Raw genomic sequence first — 15,960 nt, forward strand, 5'->3', positions numbered from 1 at the left:
TTTTTGAAGAAGTTTTTGTGATTTATTTCAAATTCTCTAAAAATAAAACCAGCGCATCCTTTCATAACGAAAGAACGTGCTGGTTTTATTTTTGCTTTTCGTATGCATCGGGTTCAATATGAACAAGCGTATCTTTAATCTGATGTTCGTAGTTCATCATATGTTCAATTTGATCGGCAATTTCATGGCTTTTGATAACATTTAAATGAGGATCTACTTTAACAGTTACATCAATCACGACTTGATTACCAAGCTTGCGGGCTTTCACATCTTCTACTTCTTTTACACCTTCTACAAGCCCGATGCTTTCTTTGTAGTGCCCTAACTTTTCTTCATCAAAGCCATCCGTTAAGGAATGCGCAGCTTCTTTAAAAATCTCGACGGCGGTTTTACAAATAATAATTCCCACAGCAAAAGCAGCTACCACATCGAGCCAGGGCAGGCCGAATTGTGAGCCGAAAATTCCTACAACAGCCCCTATACTAACAAGTGCATCAGATAAATTATCTTTAGCAACCGCATATAAAGACTGGCTATCAAGTTTTTTAGCAAGCGTAATATTATATCGATATACACCACCCATAACGGCAGCTGCTCCGAGACCTACCCAAGCAGCTAGTAAATTAGGCGCTTCAGATTTGTCCATAAATAATGACTGGCCCGCATCGACCAATACTTCTAGTCCGATTACCATCATGATAAAAGAAGCAATAAGTGAAGATATATGTTCCGCTCTGGAATGTCCATAGGGATGATCATTATCACGAGGTTTTTTAGAGATTTTTAAGCCGATTAAAACAGCAATTGACGCAATAATATCTGTGACATTATTAAGACCGTCGGCTTTTAGCGCAGAGGAAGCGGTGACACCCGCAATAATAAGTTTACACGCTGATAAAAAGATATATGATAAGATGCTAACCCAAGCTCCTTTTTGGGCTTGCTCATAGTAGTTCTCCATCCCTTCAGCTCCTTTATTCAAAATAAGCAAACTTAGTGTAACAAATGGATTTCGTGTGGGTCTATAGAAACATTATTGGCTGTTAACACACAAATAGAGAACGTTAAACTCTTTAGCTTTCTGCAAAACAAGTTGCCTTTATTCAACACTTTAAACGTTTAAAATCTTTCTAAGTGTGGCACTTCATGTAGAAAGACCCTTTTTTCAAATCGCAGGATGAAATTATTCATTATTTTTTAAGGGGGTGATTTTTATCACAGCCGAGGCTATTTATTCTTGTTACACTAATATTGTGAAAAACATCACAAAATAAAATTCAAAGGATGATACAAATGAAAACACAATTTACACCAAAAACACGAAAAGTTGCCGTTATCGGAACTGGTTTTGTCGGCTCAAGCTACGCTTTTTCAATAGTGAATCAAGGTATTGCCAATGAATTAGTGTTAATCGATATGAACAAAGAAAAAGCGGAAGGTGAAGCACGCGATATCAATCACGGAATGCCATTTGCCACACCGATGAAAATTTGGGCTGGAGATTATAAAGACTGTGCTGACGCTGATTTAATAGTTATTACAGCGGGCGCTAATCAAGCTCCAGGAGAAACACGTTTAGATCTAGTTGAAAAAAACGTTAAAATTTTTGAATGTATTGTAAAAGATATTATGAACAGCGGATTTGACGGCATCATTTTAGTCGCAACAAATCCAGTTGATATTCTCGCACACGTTACACAAAAAGTATCAGGGTTACCAAATGAACGAGTAATTGGTTCAGGAACGATCCTTGACACAGCTCGCTTCCGCTACTTGCTAAGCGACTATTTCGAAGTAGATTCTCGCAACGTCCACGCTTATATTATGGGCGAACACGGAGATACGGAATTTCCTGTTTGGAGCCATGCGCAAATTGGCGGTGTGAAGCTTGAACATTTTATCAATACTGCCGCTATCGAAAAAGAACCGGATATGCAGCATCTATTCGAACAAACGCGCGATGCGGCTTATCATATTATTAATCGAAAAGGAGCCACTTATTACGGAATTGCGATGGGGCTTGTACGCATCACCAAGGCTATTTTAGATAATGAGAACTCTATTTTAACAGTATCTGCTTTGTTAGAAGGACAATACGGTATTTCTGATGTGTATATCGGCGTACCAGCCATTATTAATAAAAACGGAGTGCGTCAAATTATCGAATTGAACTTAACTCCTCACGAACAACAGCAGCTCGAGCACTCTGCTAGCATTCTTAAGCAAACTCGCGACAGAGCTTTTGTGTAACATCTAAAGATTTTTGCGGGGGACTCCCCCGCTCCCTTATTTTAAATATGTAGTAGAGGTGTATGAATATGACATGGACTCAGGTATATAATCCGTTAGATAATATTTGGCTTTCTGCACTAATTGCACTTATCCCCATTATCTTTTTCTTTATTGCTCTAACTCTTTTAAAACTAAAAGGACATATAGCTGCCGGTATTACGGTAATTCTTTCTATGATTATTGCTATCTATTTTTATGATATGCCTACCTCAATGGTCTTAGGAGCTACAGACTATGGGTTTCTGTATGCACTTTGGCCCATCAGCTATATTATTATCGGAGCGGTGTTTTTATACAAACTAACTGTCAAAAGCGGACAGTTTACTATCATCAGACAATCTATTATTTCAATAACCGATGACTCCCGCTTGCAAATGCTGCTTGTTGCTTTTTCCTTTAATGCTTTTTTAGAAGGTGCAGCAGGATTTGGCGCTCCAATTGCGATTACGGCAGCACTTCTAGTTGGACTTGGATTCAAACCGTTAAAAGCAGCTGCGCTATGCTTAATTGCCAATACAGCTTCAGGAGCGTTTGGCGCCATGGGAATCCCTGTCATTGTCGCAGGCCAAGTATCTGGCATCGATCCAAAAGAAATTGCTCATTTTCTTGGGACGCAGCTTCCGATTATTTCTTTGCTTATTCCTTTCCTCCTTGTCTTTATTATGGATGGTATAAAAGGATTAAAAGACGTATGGAAAGCAACGAGCATCACAGCCGTTTCCTATGCAATGACACAGTATTTAACTGTTACATACATCGGCCCTGAACTTCCAAATATCACATCTTCTATTGTAAGTTTGCTTGCTCTTGCTTTTTATATTAAACGAACAAGACCGGCAACAGCTAAAAGCTTCGGCCTGTCAGCAAAACAAATTTTAAAAGCGTGGTCTCCTTTCATTCTATTAACGATACTCGTGACGGCTCGGAGCATTTCCTTTGTCAAAACGGTGCTTGAACATACGAACCTGCTTATTAACGTCCCATTTTTACACAATCACGTAATTAAAGCGGCGCCTTTAGTAAAAGAACCTACGCCTTATGCTGCTGTCTTAAAAATAGACGTACTTGCAGCTACAGGTACAGCAATTCTTATCGCTTGTATCCTTTCAGTTTTCTTGCTTAACGTGTCGCCAAAAGTGGCATGGACCACTCTTTTAGAAACCGTAAAAGAATTATCAAGACCTATTATGGCTATAATGATGGTCATTGCTTTTGCTTTTATTTCAAATTATTCAGGACAGTCTTCCACACTTGGATTGGCGCTCGCTACATCGGCTGCTTATTTTCCATTTTTATCCCCATTTCTTGGCTGGATTGGCGTGTTTCTAACAGGGTCTGTCGTATCAAATAATGCACTGTTCGGCAATTTGCAGCTAACTACAGCTCAGCAAATTAATGTCTTGCCAATTATTCTCGTAGCAGCCAATACTGCCGGCGGAGTGATGGCTAAAATGCTTTCTCCTCAATCAATTGCTGTAGCTGCCGGAGCAGTGGGATTGGCTGGAAAAGAAAGTGAACTGTTTAAATACACGCTCAAATACAGTATGGGATTTTTGATACTAGGAGGTTTTATGACCTTTTTATTAGCTTGGTGGTTATGATAAAAAATAGCTAAGAATCCTGCTATTATCGTGTTTCTTTCATTTAAACAAACGTTTGATTATATAAAAAGATCCGATCCACAGAGCTAACAGGGGATCGGATCTTTTTATTCTGAATTTCCCTTCTTTCAAGGTTTATCTCCTGAAGATCTCTGCAATTCATGCTTGCTACTCCACTTTTCTCACTATGTATAATAGCTTTCATAATTCCGCCTCTCTCTTAGCCTACTCTACTAACAAAGCTGGAAAATGCAAAAGGAATACACCTAAAAAAAGGAAGAATAGTTTTTACATTCACATTTTCACCGCTTTATCTTTATTTTTCTATATAGTAAAAGTACTTCACTCCTTTTGTTACATTTTCATTACAAAAAAATTTATTTGTAACAAAAAGAATAAAAAATGGAACAAAGCTTTCAAAAATACTGTTATTTTAACATTTACCAGCATTTATCTTACTATATCTACTTTAAAAACTAGTAAAAAACTAAAAAAATTTAAGAAAAAAAAGACAAAACACTTTCTTTTGTTACAAGTTTATTGTAATATAAATGTAATAAAAGAAATATAAAACACATAATTGTTACATAAACAACGTTAATTAATTAGGAGTGAGTTAGAAATGAAAAAAATTGGACTAGTTTTATCATCAATCGCTATTTTCTTTACACTAAGCACTGGAGTTACAGCACAAACAACATCTCAAACGCTAACGGATGCAAATGCTGTCAAAATTGCAGCTAGTGCCAGCAATCATTTCTGGAATGCTCTGCACGGTTACAAAAACAATCCATGTACAGAACGTACATTTGAATATAAAGGAACTGAGTATGTGTACCTTTGCCCTGAATTTGATACAAAAGCTGAACTATCAAGCTACTTATCTGAGACGTTTACAAATAGTGCAGTAGAAAAGGGATTAACAAATTACGGCTACATCACATATAACGGCAAACTGGCTCATCCAGTCGGTGACGGATTCAGCATGTTAGAGTGGTCAAAAGCAAAAACAAAGCTCGTGTATCAAACATCAAAAGTTCGCTCTTATGAGTTCACCGTTCCAACTGTAGATGGCGGCAGCGTAAAACGCACCGTGACGTTCTACCAATCTGGTTCACAGTGGAAAGTAAATAAATTTGACGCTGTTCAATAATAAAAAAGCAGGTCCGCTTCAGCAGACCTGCTTTTTCTTCTGTGTCTATAACATAAATAAAACTTCTACTTACAGCGCTCTAATAGCTGTAAATAGAAGTTGAGATCACAAATTTAAGTAAACCAAATTTTGTCGAATCCTGTAGAAACAGTGATAAGTTACGTTTTATATTACAGGCTAAATTCCTTATTGTCAACATGATTTGGCAAAAAGATAGGACAATATATACGAAACATAATAAAGACATTAGCTTGGATTTTGTTCATGGGCTTCTGGATTATCATGTACAGGATGTGCTCGGGAATAATCTTTGAGCTTTTTCATGAAGATTTTTATTTTCATAATTAAATGCGCTATACGTTCGTTGTCCTTTTTCCCACGAAGTAGATTTTCCTAATTTTTGATTAACAGAAGAGCCGAAGGGACCGTCTGGAAATTCTTCAGCCGTTATATACTCGTGACTTTTTTCTACTGTAGAGAAATCATCATACGGTGGTTGTTTTTGTTCTTTCAACGATTTCACCCCTTCTTGCTGGAAGATTTTCTACTAGTATGCACACTTCTTTGTAAAAAACCCTCTTAAATTAGTCTAAATCAGGGTATGATAACTATACATTTATTTTTTAAAGGAGTTGAACAGCTTGGAACCTAGACCTCAGAAAGAAACTTTTTTCCGAGAAAAAATCTTAAATAATAAATTTGTTGTATATACAATTATTATTTTTATTCTCAGCATGACTATTTTTTCGTTATCAAAAATCGGATTTATTTTAATTCCTATCTCTATTTTTATTAAAACAATCGCACTGCCGATTATCTTAGCAGGAATTTGCTTTTATTTATTTAATCCCCTTGTTGACTTTTTGGAACGAAAAGGTGTAAAACGAATTATTTCCATTCTTGTTTTATACATAGTAATCATCGGTGCGTTAGCTATTATTATTTCATCGGTTATTCCGCCGCTAAAAGATCAGGTTCAGCGTCTCATTAATAATATTCCAGAGCTGACACATGACGTTCAGCATGCGGTGACGAACCTTTCAAATAACCGATATGTCGAACAAGGTCTTCAGTCGGCTAACACGGACCTAGACAAACTTTCAAAAGATGCATCAAAACACTTAAGTAAATATGTTTCTGGATTTTCAACCGGTGTTGTGAACTTTGTCGGCACCATTACAGAAATTATATTATCTGTTGCAGTTTTACCCTTTATTCTTTTTTACTTATTAAAAGATGGAAAAAATCTACCTAATTACATTGTCAAGCTGCTTCCAAACCGCTCTCGTTCTGAGGCTAAATTTATTTTAGCCGATATGAACCACGCATTAAGTGCATATATCCGCGGACAAATTTTTGTGGCGATTTGTATAGGGGTACTGCTTTTTATTGGGTATCTCATTATTGGATTAGATTATGCATTACTTCTAGCGATCATCGCCATGGTAACCAATGTTGTCCCTTACCTTGGTCCGATTATCGCCATTATCCCAGCCATTATTATTGCGTTTATTACGTCTCCTTTTATGCTTGTAAAGCTAGCCATTGTCTGGGCAGTTGTTCAATTACTTGAAGGTAAAGTAATCTCTCCACAAATTATGGGAAGAAGCCTAGACATTCACCCAATTACGGTCATTTTTGTCATTCTAACGGCCGGAAACTTATTCGGAATCGTCGGTATCATTTTAGCCGTCCCTGGATATGCCGTTTTAAAAGTTATTATCACGCATATTTACCAATTCATTCGTTTGAATTCTACTATGTATCCAGATAAAAAAGTATAATAAAAAAGCCCATCGATTTTCGATGGGCTTAACTTTTTACTTTTGTTCGTCTTCGTCTTCACGATCAAACCAAAGGAGCTCTTGATCATCTACATCTCCGTTATAGTTGATGAGAATTTCTTCCCCCGCTTGGATATCCGTATAAGCGTAAAAATCAAAGGTATGATTGTCAAAATTAATTTCATACGTAGCATTCGGTGTATATGAATGATTAAACAGCATACCGTATCCCAAAAGAATAGCCGTATGATTCACTCCATACTCAAAAGCATAATCAGCTAGTGTTGTCTTCTCAATAAAATCATGCTCTTTATTAGGGTAAGCGATAACAGGAGCTTCGTGAATAAGCGTTCCTTTTTTTATATCTTGCTCAGCAAACACACCTCTATTAAATTCTCCGTCGCTTAGCGCAGACGCTTTTATTTCGATCATATTCGTCACCTATATATTCTTTCCTCTAAGATTTTTTTCTTCCTTAAGCTTGACAGTTTCTGATGATGAAATCAACTGTTTTTCATAACCACTTGAATATAAGCTGAAGAAGTGCTTATCATATCTGCTTACGGAAGCACTTACCTTGAGATACGATATTGTTTTATCTTAGACATGGAAACGCAATGACCTTGTACGTACTCCTTTTTTAGGTGTATTTAATCCTTAAAAGATCGTTTTTCTCTATGATATAATCGTTTTTGCTACTTTTTTATTAATCTATGATTCTTATTGCTAATTTTATCTCATGTTAAAAAGAAGGTTTCAAATGAATTTAAATCATAACAAAGATAGCGTGGTGTATACGGCCCTTTCTTATCTTATGTGAGGCTAATACCAATTTATTGGAAGCTGGTTCAACACGTAGCATTAGGGGAGATTTTAGCTCAACGCGTTTTTTGGTCTTTTATTTTTATTTGGTTAGCCCTTGTCATTTATACGTTTTCATCTATCACAAAATGTGGGAACCGAAGTTAAAAATAAGATGAAACCCCAATAGAATCATACATTTTCTAACGTATTATTGCTAAACCAAATGAGCTGGACGGAGTGGTATTTATGACACGAATCATTGACTCTCATATTCATCTCGATCAATATGAACCGCAAAGTTGGAAAGACATAATTGAGAAGGATGCTTCGTTACAAGCACTTATTTCTGTATCTTCTACTTTACACTCTTGCCAACTTAATCAAAAAATCAGCAAGTTGTATTCCTGCGTGAAACCCGCCTACGGATTTCATCCTGAACAAATGCTGCCTTCTTCAAATGAATTAACGGAGCTGTTTGCTTGGATTGATCAACACAATGCAGAAATGATAGCTGTTGGTGAGGTCGGTCTGCCTTATTACCTAAGTCAGAAGTGCAGGCTTTCTTTAGATCCCTATTTGGAGCTACTCGAAGCTTTTATTATCCATTCAAAGAAATGGAAAAAGCCCTTAATTCTTCACGCTGTATATGAAGATGCTGAGATTGTGTGTGACTTACTAGAAAAACATTCTGTGTCTAAAGCTCACTTCCACTGGTTCAAAGGAGCTAAAAAGACTGTTGAACGAATGAAAAACAACGGTTACTATATTTCAGTTACACCTGATATTTTATATAAGTCTAAAATCCAAGCGCTTGCAAAGGACTACCCTCTTGACTATTTGATGGTAGAAACAGATGGACCTTGGCCATTTGAAGGACCTTTTCAAAACCAGACCACTGTTCCATCAATGATGCATCAGTCTGTTCAGCAAATAGCACGTCTTAAAAGGGTTTCTGTAACGGAAACATATGAACTTTTATATCAAAATACATCTTGTTTTTATAACCTCTCCATATAAAAGGCCTTTCCCTAAGGAAAGGCCTTTTATATCTAAATTCGCTTCACAAGTTTTACGATTAGCACAATCACTGCAATAACAAGAAGAATGTGAATGATGCCGCCGCCAATATGAAAAACTAATCCTAACAGCCAAAAAATAAATAAAAGTCCAATAATCGTCCACAACATGATTTTTTCTCCTTTTTATATGTAGTATTTGTTATGATTTTATATTTCCCTAAACGAGCGTAAATAAACGTATTTCATATACATCTATTCACTGAGGAAGGTTCACACAATGTACAAAAAGCACTCATGTTCTCTGTGGTAAAATAAGTATGTAATCTTATTTAATTTAAACTATAGCGGAGATGATTAACTATGACATGGATTGTATTACTTTCCATCATTCTTGTAAGTGCGCTCAAAATATTAGTAACGTGTCTTCCAACTCCAGTTGTCAAATGGCTTATGACTAAATTTCAATTACACCCAACACTTGATGATCAAAACGTTACTGTCACAGTTGGTGGGAAATACTTAGAAGGCAAAGATAAAATTCAAGTGATTGATTATTTTAATAAAGCAACATTTTTAAAACAATATTATGTCCATGAAGGAAATAAGGACTATTATAAACACTTAGAAGACAGTGAAACTCCACTTGTTATCGATATGAAAAAAGGTAAAAACGATGTTCGATTATGCGTATACAGTTATCATGATCATGTCGATGTCGTGAAAAAATATAAAAAGAAAATTATTGCTTACAGCCTACTGTCTGATCACCTTCAAAAGCAGTCTATAACAGCTGACCTAGCTTAAACCAGTCGCCTATCCGGCGGCTTTTTTAGTTTTAAGTTTGAAGCTACCTTATTCAAAAACACCAAACTTTGACATTGAATCTAGTGCTATAATGTAAATTGATAGAATCTTCTAACTCTTTATAAGAGGTGATAGATATGCTTTCTTTGTTAGGTTTTGGAATGATTGCCACTTTTCTTTTTCTCGTCATTAGTAAACGCTTGTCCGTGGTTGTTGCTTTTATTTTTGTCGCTATCCTCTTTGGCGTACTTGGAGGTTTTAGTGCTGATATGAGAGATATGATGATGAAAGGTATTTTAAAAGTAGCTCCTACGGCCATTATGATCGTTTTTGCTATTTTATATTTTGGACTAATGATTGATGTCGGTTTATTTGATCCTATGATTTCTTGTATCCTAAACATTGTAAAAGGAGATCCTTTAAAAGTCGTAATGGCAACGGCAGTTATTACAATGTTCGTTGGCTTGGATGGAGATGGCTCTTCTACATTTTTAATTACAGTTTCCGCCTTGCTTCCGTTGTATACAAAATTAGGAATGAACCGACTAATACTTGCTTGTGTTATTAGTTTAAGCGCAGGTGTTATGAATATGATCCCTTGGGGAGGCCCTCTAGTAAGAGCAGCTGCAAGTCTACAATTGGAAGTCCCAGATCTATTTAACCCTCTGCTTCCAGCTATGGCAGCAGGATTGATGTGGACTTTATTTTCGGCATACCTGCTCGGAAAAAGAGAGAAAGCACGCTTAGGAACAATTCATTTAAAAAGTTCATCAATGGCTTTTGCTGAACAGCTTTCAGCTCATGAGAAACCTACGAAGCCACCTAAACTCTTTTGGTTTAATGCTTTATTGACGCTGTGCTTAATGGCTCTATTGATCATAGACATACTCCCTATTCCCATTTTATTTGCCATTGCCTTTGCCATTGCTTTATTTGTTAATTTTCCTCATCCAAAAGAACAGCAGGAAAGAATCTTAAGTCATGCAAACAGCTTTGTAATGGTTAGTACATTAATTTTTGCAGCAGGAATCTTTACAGGCATTTTTACAGAAACAAAAATGATGGATGCTATGGCTAATACAATTGTCAGCCTTACTCCTGAGTGGTTAGGCTCTCACCTTCCCTTAGTTGTAGCGATAACGAGCCTTCCTCTTAGCTTTGTATTTTCACCTGATGCTTATTATTTTGGCATTTTGCCTGTTATTAGCCATACAGCAGCTAATTTTGGTGTAGATCCTGTAGAAATAGGACGAGCAGCTTTATTAGGACATTCCACAACTGGGTTTCCTCTATCTCCTTTAGTACCCGCTACTTTCATTCTGATTGGGCTGATTGAAGTAGATTTCGGGGAGCATCAAAAATTTCTTTTTAAATGGGCATTTGGAACAACCATTGTCATGACGATTACAGCCATTTTAACGAGTGCTATTTCTTTCTAGAATCTAACCATAAAAAAAGAAAGCCGACTACCATAAGGCAATCGACTCACACATGTAGGATATTGATTTAACACTAACAAAGTACAACACAACACTAGTAATTATATAATATATCTCTTTATTTTGAAAGCGATTTCATATATATTTTAAAAAATATTTTGTTGTTTATTTTTCACAGAAAAAAACCACGTCTCAGCCAATTCGAAACGTGGTTCTTCTCTGTAAGGACTTGCCCTACAGGCTATAAATGTAAGTTACGCTTATTATAGCATGAGCTCGTATACAGATTCTATGGTAATTACTGTATGATTCAGCTACATTATGACGGTTTGTATTTTTCTGTCCATGTGCAGTGTATTCCATGGTTCATCCTGTTCAGCTAGCCTTTTGATAAAGCCTTGTGAAGTCCAAAAAGGGACAGCTCCTGGTAAAAAAGGATGGGTATGCAGATACAACGTGTCATAAAAATGACTTTGGGCAAATCGTTCAACTTCTTTTAACAGCTGCTGTCCGATGCCTAGACGCCTATAGGCTGGATCCACATAGCATTTTACAATCTCGGCTGCAGTTCTATGTTCATATCGCTCTTTTAATGCATGAAACCGTCCATCGTAAGCGTATAAACCAATGGTTCCAATTACTTGTTGATTTTCCGTGACAGCTGCAAAAAAAGCAGCGCCTTTCGCTTGAACATAATGCTCATTAAAATGAAGCAAATCCCCAGGAAGTTGATTGTTTTCTAGCATAGGAAATAGCTCATTTCGCATATTTATGACAAACTGAATCACCTCAGCATCCTTTTCTTTTACTTCTTTAATTTGATACATTTGTACTCCTTGCACGTTTACTGTCACATCCTTTTCTCTGTCATTGTGTACTTTTTCTTTTCCCTACTAATGCCGCAATGTTGACTATGGCGCTACGTCTAAATGCTGAGTTAGCATATAATACTCGCTTGGATTTGTTGTCCAGTTTTTCACATTTTGATTATAAGCAACAACAATGTTTGGATGTACAATCGATGACGTCAACGTTTTCCTATTAATCAAAGCGGTTGCTTGCTTAGCAAGCTGATCTCGCTTCGCGTCATCTACTGTTAAATTTAACTGCTCAATCATTTTTGTTAGCTTATCATCATTAATCCGGCTGGCATTTAAACCACCGCCGGGCAAGTAGTTCGTACTTAAATAATAGCTGGCATCTCCTCTAGGTGCTGTGATAAGGCTGTACACTGCTAAATCCCAATCATCTTTTGCCATTAAATATTCATCGCTGTCCTCAACGAGATTAATTTTAATATTGATTCCTAACTCTTTCGCACTAGACTGTATAAGCTGAGCAATCAAAGGAAGTTCTGGCAAAGAGCTGTATGTGACAAGAGAGAGCGATAATGGCTTTCCATTTTTGATTGCTTTTCCATTTTTGAGTTGATACCCTGCTTTCTCTAAATATTTTTTAGCAGATACCATACCTCTTTGCCCACTAGCAGGATTATCAGCAAAAGGAAATTCAGGTAAAAATGGACCTTGAGCGGCTGTCGCTTGATTATTCATTATGCTGCTAACGATTTCTTTTCGGTTTAATAAGGAAGCGATAGCTTTTCTTACATTTTTGTCTTTTAATGCGTCATTGGTTTGATTATAAAGCAATAAATGGGTGCGCACACTAGGTACTCCGTTCACTTTAAAAGACGAATCTGTTTGTAAATTGTTTAAACTTTCTAAAGGCGGACGATAAATAATATCCGCTGTTCCGGATTGAAGAGCAGCCACTCGCGCATTAGCATCTTCGTTAAATGCAAAGGTCGCACTTTTTAATTTTACTTTCCCATTCCAATAATTTTCATATCTTTCTAATTTCACTTGATTTCCTTGATCAAAAGACAAGACGTGAAACGGACCTGTACCAATGGGCTTCTTAGCTATATTAGAAGTACCAACATCTATAATAGCTGTATTTGGATGCACTAATTCAGAAGGGAATTTAGGGATTGGTTCTTTTAACGTAATCGTCAGCATATGATCGTTCGCTTTTATTTCTTTGATTTTTAAAGCATTTCTCATCGCATAACTTTGATCTATTGCTCTTTGAAGAGAAGACTTCACGGCATTTGCATCCAGCTCGCTGCCATTTTGAAACGTGATGTTCTTTCTTATCGTAAATGTCCATGTAAGACCGTTATCTTTCGTTTCCCACTTTTCAGCAAGCCAAGGCTTTATTTTTAAATCGTCGCTGATTTTGACAAGCGTCTCCCCCACTCCTGCACGGACTGCCGTATAATCATCATCGGTATGAGGATCAAGGGTTGCAGGTGTGAAATTAAATAAAAATGTAACGCTTTTATCCGTTTTCTTTCTTTCTTTTATACTCATACTCTCTTCATGAGGAGCGCAAGCAGTAAAACAAAGTAAAACAAGAAGCAGTATAGATACAAATTTTTTATTATTTATCATTCATTTTTCCACCTTCTATTTTAATATACAAAAAAAAGCACTTCTAAAAAGAAGTGCTTGTCTTCACAACAAAATTAGATAAACGTATCCCTTGTTTATCCTATTCTTGATTCTGCCAAAACACCTCCCTATCCTCGTAGGTTATTGTGTGCTGCAATTTATGGCAGGTCTCCTGGCTTCAAGTCACTGCCTTATACCGCCTTCCCGTCTCTAAATAGACAGTGGTTTTTTGACATAAGGCTCCTTGTTACAGTGGCGGGACCGCTCCGGATTTTCACCGGATTCCCTTTTAAGGCAATTGAAAAACAATTACCACCATAAAAGCTTGTTATTTAATTTAATAGCGTGCTCTTGAAACTCTAGAAGTGGAAGCTGATGGTGAAATATCTTCATCATCAAATCCAGTTGCAATAACGGTTACCATCATTTCATCCTTTAAATCTTCATTAATCACAGACCCAAAAATCATATTTAAGTCCTGATCAGAAGCCGACGTGACAATATCTGCTGCTTCCTGTACTTCGTAAAGACTCAGGCTGCTGCCGCTTGTAATGTTCAACAGTACACCTCTTGCTCCATCGATTGACGCATCTAGCAGCGGACTAGAAATCGCTTTTTTCGCTGCTTCAATTGCTCGATCTGATCCGGAAGCTCGTCCGATACCCATAAGCGCAAACCCTTGATTAGACATGATTGTTTTCACATCAGCAAAGTCAAGGTTAATTAGGCCTGGAACAGCGATTAAGTCTGAAATACCTTGAATACCTTGGCGAAGAACATTATCTGCTTCACGGAATGCTTCAAGCATAGGCGTCTTTTTATCAACAATTTCAAGCAAGCGATCGTTTGGAATTACAATAAGAGTATCCACCGATTCATTCATCGCAGTGATACCACCTACTGCTTGCTTAGTACGTTTATTTCCTTCAAACTTGAACGGGCGAGTAACTACTCCAATTGTTAAAGCATTTAGTTCACGGGCAATTTGAGCAATAACCGGAGCTGCTCCAGTGCCGGTCCCTCCGCCCATACCAGCTGTTACGAATACCATATCTGCGCCTTGCAGTACTTCTTGAATTTGTTCTCTGCTTTCTTCTGCTGCTTCTCTTCCTACTTCTGGATTAGCTCCTGCACCTAATCCTCGCGTTAATGCTGCACCAATCTGCATTTTTACGTCTGCTTTAGATAAATTAAGCGCCTGAGCATCCGTATTAACGGCGATAAATTCTACTCCTTGTACACCGTGTTCAATCATACGGTTAACGGTGTTATTTCCTCCACCGCCGACTCCTATTACTTTAATTCGCACTAATGGCGACACATCTGCATCAAATCCAAACATTCTAAGTTCCTCCTCAATGATCAAAATTACTTTCTCTTATTATCCGAAAAAACACGTGAAGAACCTTTTACTCCTATGTTTAACGCGTAACTGTTCTTTTGTTTTACAGATTTTATACATTTCTCTTTTAACCTTTAAATCTTTACATCTTTATGTAAAATTATTGTTGTTCTGAAGTTAGTACACCGAATTCTTTATTATTTTTCAATTCAAAACGGCATATAAGCTTATTGTATCATTCATTTGACAGATGTCTGTATTTAATTTTGAGTAAGATGTGACTGAGAGAATAATATTTTTATAGACAAAATGAGAAAAAGCCCTTAGAAATAAGGGCTTCTTTAGATAATAAACCGTTTTATAACTTCCCAGTTAAGAATTGAGCTTCTCCCATGCCAAAGCTCCAGTCGGCATTACCGTTCTCAACAATTGAAATCATAATGTCGTTCGGCTGAATACCGCAGCTTTCTCCCAGCTCTTTTACAATTAATCGGTAAAGAGCTTGCTTTTGATCTTCAGTTCGCTGTTTGCTCGTTACACTTATAATAACCAAATCTTTGCTTCTCTCAAAGCCTAGACCTGTATCTTCAATAATCATTTCATGAGCAGGATGCTGATGTACAATTTGATAACGATCACGCTCTGGTACGCCAAAGGCTTCTAGCATTGCTCGGTGAGTAGCGTCTAGCAGTGCTTTTAACTCTTTTTCATCTCTTCCTTCTATTACATCAAATCTAAGTAATGGCATACTAAGTAACCTCCAGCTTTTTGTCTAATCTATTATTGCTTCATCATATCACAACTATCATCTGTAAAAAAAAGATATGCTATTCACAATGTGCTCTCTAGTGAAAGAGACTTTAAACGATTCAACAAAAGCTGAACCTAATAAAAAGAAATGAGCAGTATAAAGGCTCATTTCATCAGTAAAAAAATATTTATAATAAGAGCTAAAATACATACAGATACAATGGCAATGAGTACGTTCATCACAAGGTTTTGCGAAGATGTTTTGGCTTGTTTTTTCATATCAGCCCGACTCATCGGTTGCTTTTCATGATCACTTTTAGACATCACGTAGCCTCTCCTATTCATCAAAATGTCAGCAGTGTGTAAATGATTTTTGAGAAAACTTGATTCAGTTCTTTTGTATAAACAGCAGCACATGCAGGTTATCACCAGTTATTTTAGCATGTTTTGTCAAATAAGTGGACTATGAAGCGCTGCAATTTAGTATTCACAGCCGAATGTATTTAAATTCGTTGCTTT

Annotated in this window: 16 protein-coding genes and 1 riboswitch; of the genes, 7 read left to right on the forward strand and 9 right to left on the reverse strand. The window is 36.8% G+C overall.

The window, feature by feature from the left end:
- Positions 1 to 85: 85 nt before the first annotated feature.
- Entirely contained in the window at positions 86 to 961 is an 876-nt protein-coding gene (locus ACLHDF_RS19430; protein ID WP_413920327.1) for a cation diffusion facilitator family transporter, read from the reverse strand.
- A gap of 332 nt (positions 962 to 1,293) precedes the next feature.
- On the opposite strand from ACLHDF_RS19430, the gene ACLHDF_RS19435 reads away from it, so the two are divergent.
- The 3 genes from ACLHDF_RS19435 (at position 1,294) to ACLHDF_RS19445 (ending at position 5,046) form a co-directional block, all read left to right on the forward strand.
- Positions 1,294 to 2,250: an L-lactate dehydrogenase gene (locus ACLHDF_RS19435; RefSeq protein WP_413920328.1), complete on the forward strand. Its 957-nt coding sequence runs from the start codon at positions 1,294 to 1,296 to the stop codon at positions 2,248 to 2,250.
- Positions 2,251 to 2,318: 68 nt separating this feature from the next.
- Positions 2,319 to 3,893 carry a lactate permease LctP family transporter gene (locus ACLHDF_RS19440; RefSeq protein WP_413920329.1) on the forward strand — a complete coding sequence of 525 codons (1,575 nt, stop codon included), beginning with the start codon at positions 2,319 to 2,321 and terminating at the stop codon, positions 3,891 to 3,893.
- Positions 3,894 to 4,515: 622 nt separating this feature from the next.
- The gene (locus ACLHDF_RS19445; RefSeq protein ID WP_413920330.1) at positions 4,516 to 5,046 is read left to right on the forward strand and encodes a DL-endopeptidase inhibitor IseA family protein; all 531 of its coding nucleotides are present in this window, start codon (positions 4,516 to 4,518) and stop codon (positions 5,044 to 5,046) included.
- A gap of 280 nt (positions 5,047 to 5,326) precedes the next feature.
- Here the strand turns inward: ACLHDF_RS19445 and ACLHDF_RS19450 are convergent, their stop codons facing one another.
- Positions 5,327 to 5,560, reverse strand: a complete 234-nt coding sequence (locus ACLHDF_RS19450; protein WP_413920331.1) for a hypothetical protein — start codon at positions 5,558 to 5,560, stop codon at positions 5,327 to 5,329.
- Positions 5,561 to 5,687: 127 nt separating this feature from the next.
- On the opposite strand from ACLHDF_RS19450, the gene ACLHDF_RS19455 reads away from it, so the two are divergent.
- Positions 5,688 to 6,830: an AI-2E family transporter gene (locus ACLHDF_RS19455; RefSeq protein WP_413920332.1), complete on the forward strand. Its 1,143-nt coding sequence runs from the start codon at positions 5,688 to 5,690 to the stop codon at positions 6,828 to 6,830.
- Positions 6,831 to 6,866: 36 nt separating this feature from the next.
- Here the strand turns inward: ACLHDF_RS19455 and ACLHDF_RS19460 are convergent, their stop codons facing one another.
- Positions 6,867 to 7,262 carry an SET domain-containing protein gene (locus ACLHDF_RS19460; RefSeq protein WP_413920333.1) on the reverse strand — a complete coding sequence of 132 codons (396 nt, stop codon included), beginning with the start codon at positions 7,260 to 7,262 and terminating at the stop codon, positions 6,867 to 6,869.
- Between the two features lie 618 nt (positions 7,263 to 7,880).
- Between ACLHDF_RS19460 and ACLHDF_RS19465 the strand changes: the two genes are divergently transcribed.
- Entirely contained in the window at positions 7,881 to 8,651 is a 771-nt protein-coding gene (locus ACLHDF_RS19465; RefSeq protein ID WP_413920334.1) for a TatD family hydrolase, read from the forward strand.
- Positions 8,652 to 8,683: 32 nt separating this feature from the next.
- On the opposite strand, the gene ACLHDF_RS19470 is transcribed toward ACLHDF_RS19465, so the two are convergent.
- The gene (locus ACLHDF_RS19470) at positions 8,684 to 8,821 is read right to left on the reverse strand and encodes a lmo0937 family membrane protein (RefSeq protein WP_013055244.1); all 138 of its coding nucleotides are present in this window, start codon (positions 8,819 to 8,821) and stop codon (positions 8,684 to 8,686) included.
- A gap of 192 nt (positions 8,822 to 9,013) precedes the next feature.
- Here ACLHDF_RS19470 and ACLHDF_RS19475 point away from each other — a divergent pair, with 192 nt between their 5' ends.
- Together ACLHDF_RS19475 and ACLHDF_RS19480 are read left to right on the forward strand one after the other, a co-directional pair.
- Positions 9,014 to 9,457: a YfmQ family protein gene (locus ACLHDF_RS19475; RefSeq protein ID WP_413920335.1), complete on the forward strand. Its 444-nt coding sequence runs from the start codon at positions 9,014 to 9,016 to the stop codon at positions 9,455 to 9,457.
- Positions 9,458 to 9,594: 137 nt separating this feature from the next.
- Positions 9,595 to 10,896 carry a CitMHS family transporter gene (locus tag ACLHDF_RS19480; protein WP_413920336.1) on the forward strand — a complete coding sequence of 434 codons (1,302 nt, stop codon included), beginning with the start codon at positions 9,595 to 9,597 and terminating at the stop codon, positions 10,894 to 10,896.
- Between the two features lie 314 nt (positions 10,897 to 11,210).
- Here the strand turns inward: ACLHDF_RS19480 and ACLHDF_RS19485 are convergent, their stop codons facing one another.
- The 5 genes from ACLHDF_RS19485 to ACLHDF_RS19505 form a co-directional block, all read right to left on the reverse strand.
- Positions 11,211 to 11,738, reverse strand: a complete 528-nt coding sequence (locus tag ACLHDF_RS19485) for a GNAT family N-acetyltransferase (protein WP_413920337.1) — start codon at positions 11,736 to 11,738, stop codon at positions 11,211 to 11,213.
- Positions 11,739 to 11,807: 69 nt separating this feature from the next.
- Positions 11,808 to 13,349: a nickel ABC transporter substrate-binding protein gene (gene nikA, locus ACLHDF_RS19490; protein ID WP_413920338.1), complete on the reverse strand. Its 1,542-nt coding sequence runs from the start codon at positions 13,347 to 13,349 to the stop codon at positions 11,808 to 11,810.
- 144 nt (positions 13,350 to 13,493) lie between these two features.
- A riboswitch (cobalamin riboswitch) is annotated at positions 13,494 to 13,684 on the reverse strand.
- Positions 13,685 to 13,686: 2 nt separating this feature from the next.
- Positions 13,687 to 14,691 carry a cell division protein FtsZ gene (ftsZ, locus tag ACLHDF_RS19495; RefSeq protein ID WP_014461739.1) on the reverse strand — a complete coding sequence of 335 codons (1,005 nt, stop codon included), beginning with the start codon at positions 14,689 to 14,691 and terminating at the stop codon, positions 13,687 to 13,689.
- A gap of 358 nt (positions 14,692 to 15,049) precedes the next feature.
- Complete coding sequence (locus tag ACLHDF_RS19500) at positions 15,050 to 15,439, reverse strand: tautomerase family protein (RefSeq protein WP_413920339.1); 390 nt, start codon at positions 15,437 to 15,439, stop codon at positions 15,050 to 15,052.
- 167 nt (positions 15,440 to 15,606) lie between these two features.
- The gene (locus ACLHDF_RS19505; protein WP_413920340.1) at positions 15,607 to 15,765 is read right to left on the reverse strand and encodes a hypothetical protein; all 159 of its coding nucleotides are present in this window, start codon (positions 15,763 to 15,765) and stop codon (positions 15,607 to 15,609) included.
- Between the last annotated feature and the right edge of the window lie 195 nt (positions 15,766 to 15,960).

It is taken from the genome of Priestia megaterium (assembly GCF_046599315.1).
Lineage (GTDB): Bacteria > Bacillota > Bacilli > Bacillales > Bacillaceae_H > Priestia > Priestia megaterium_F.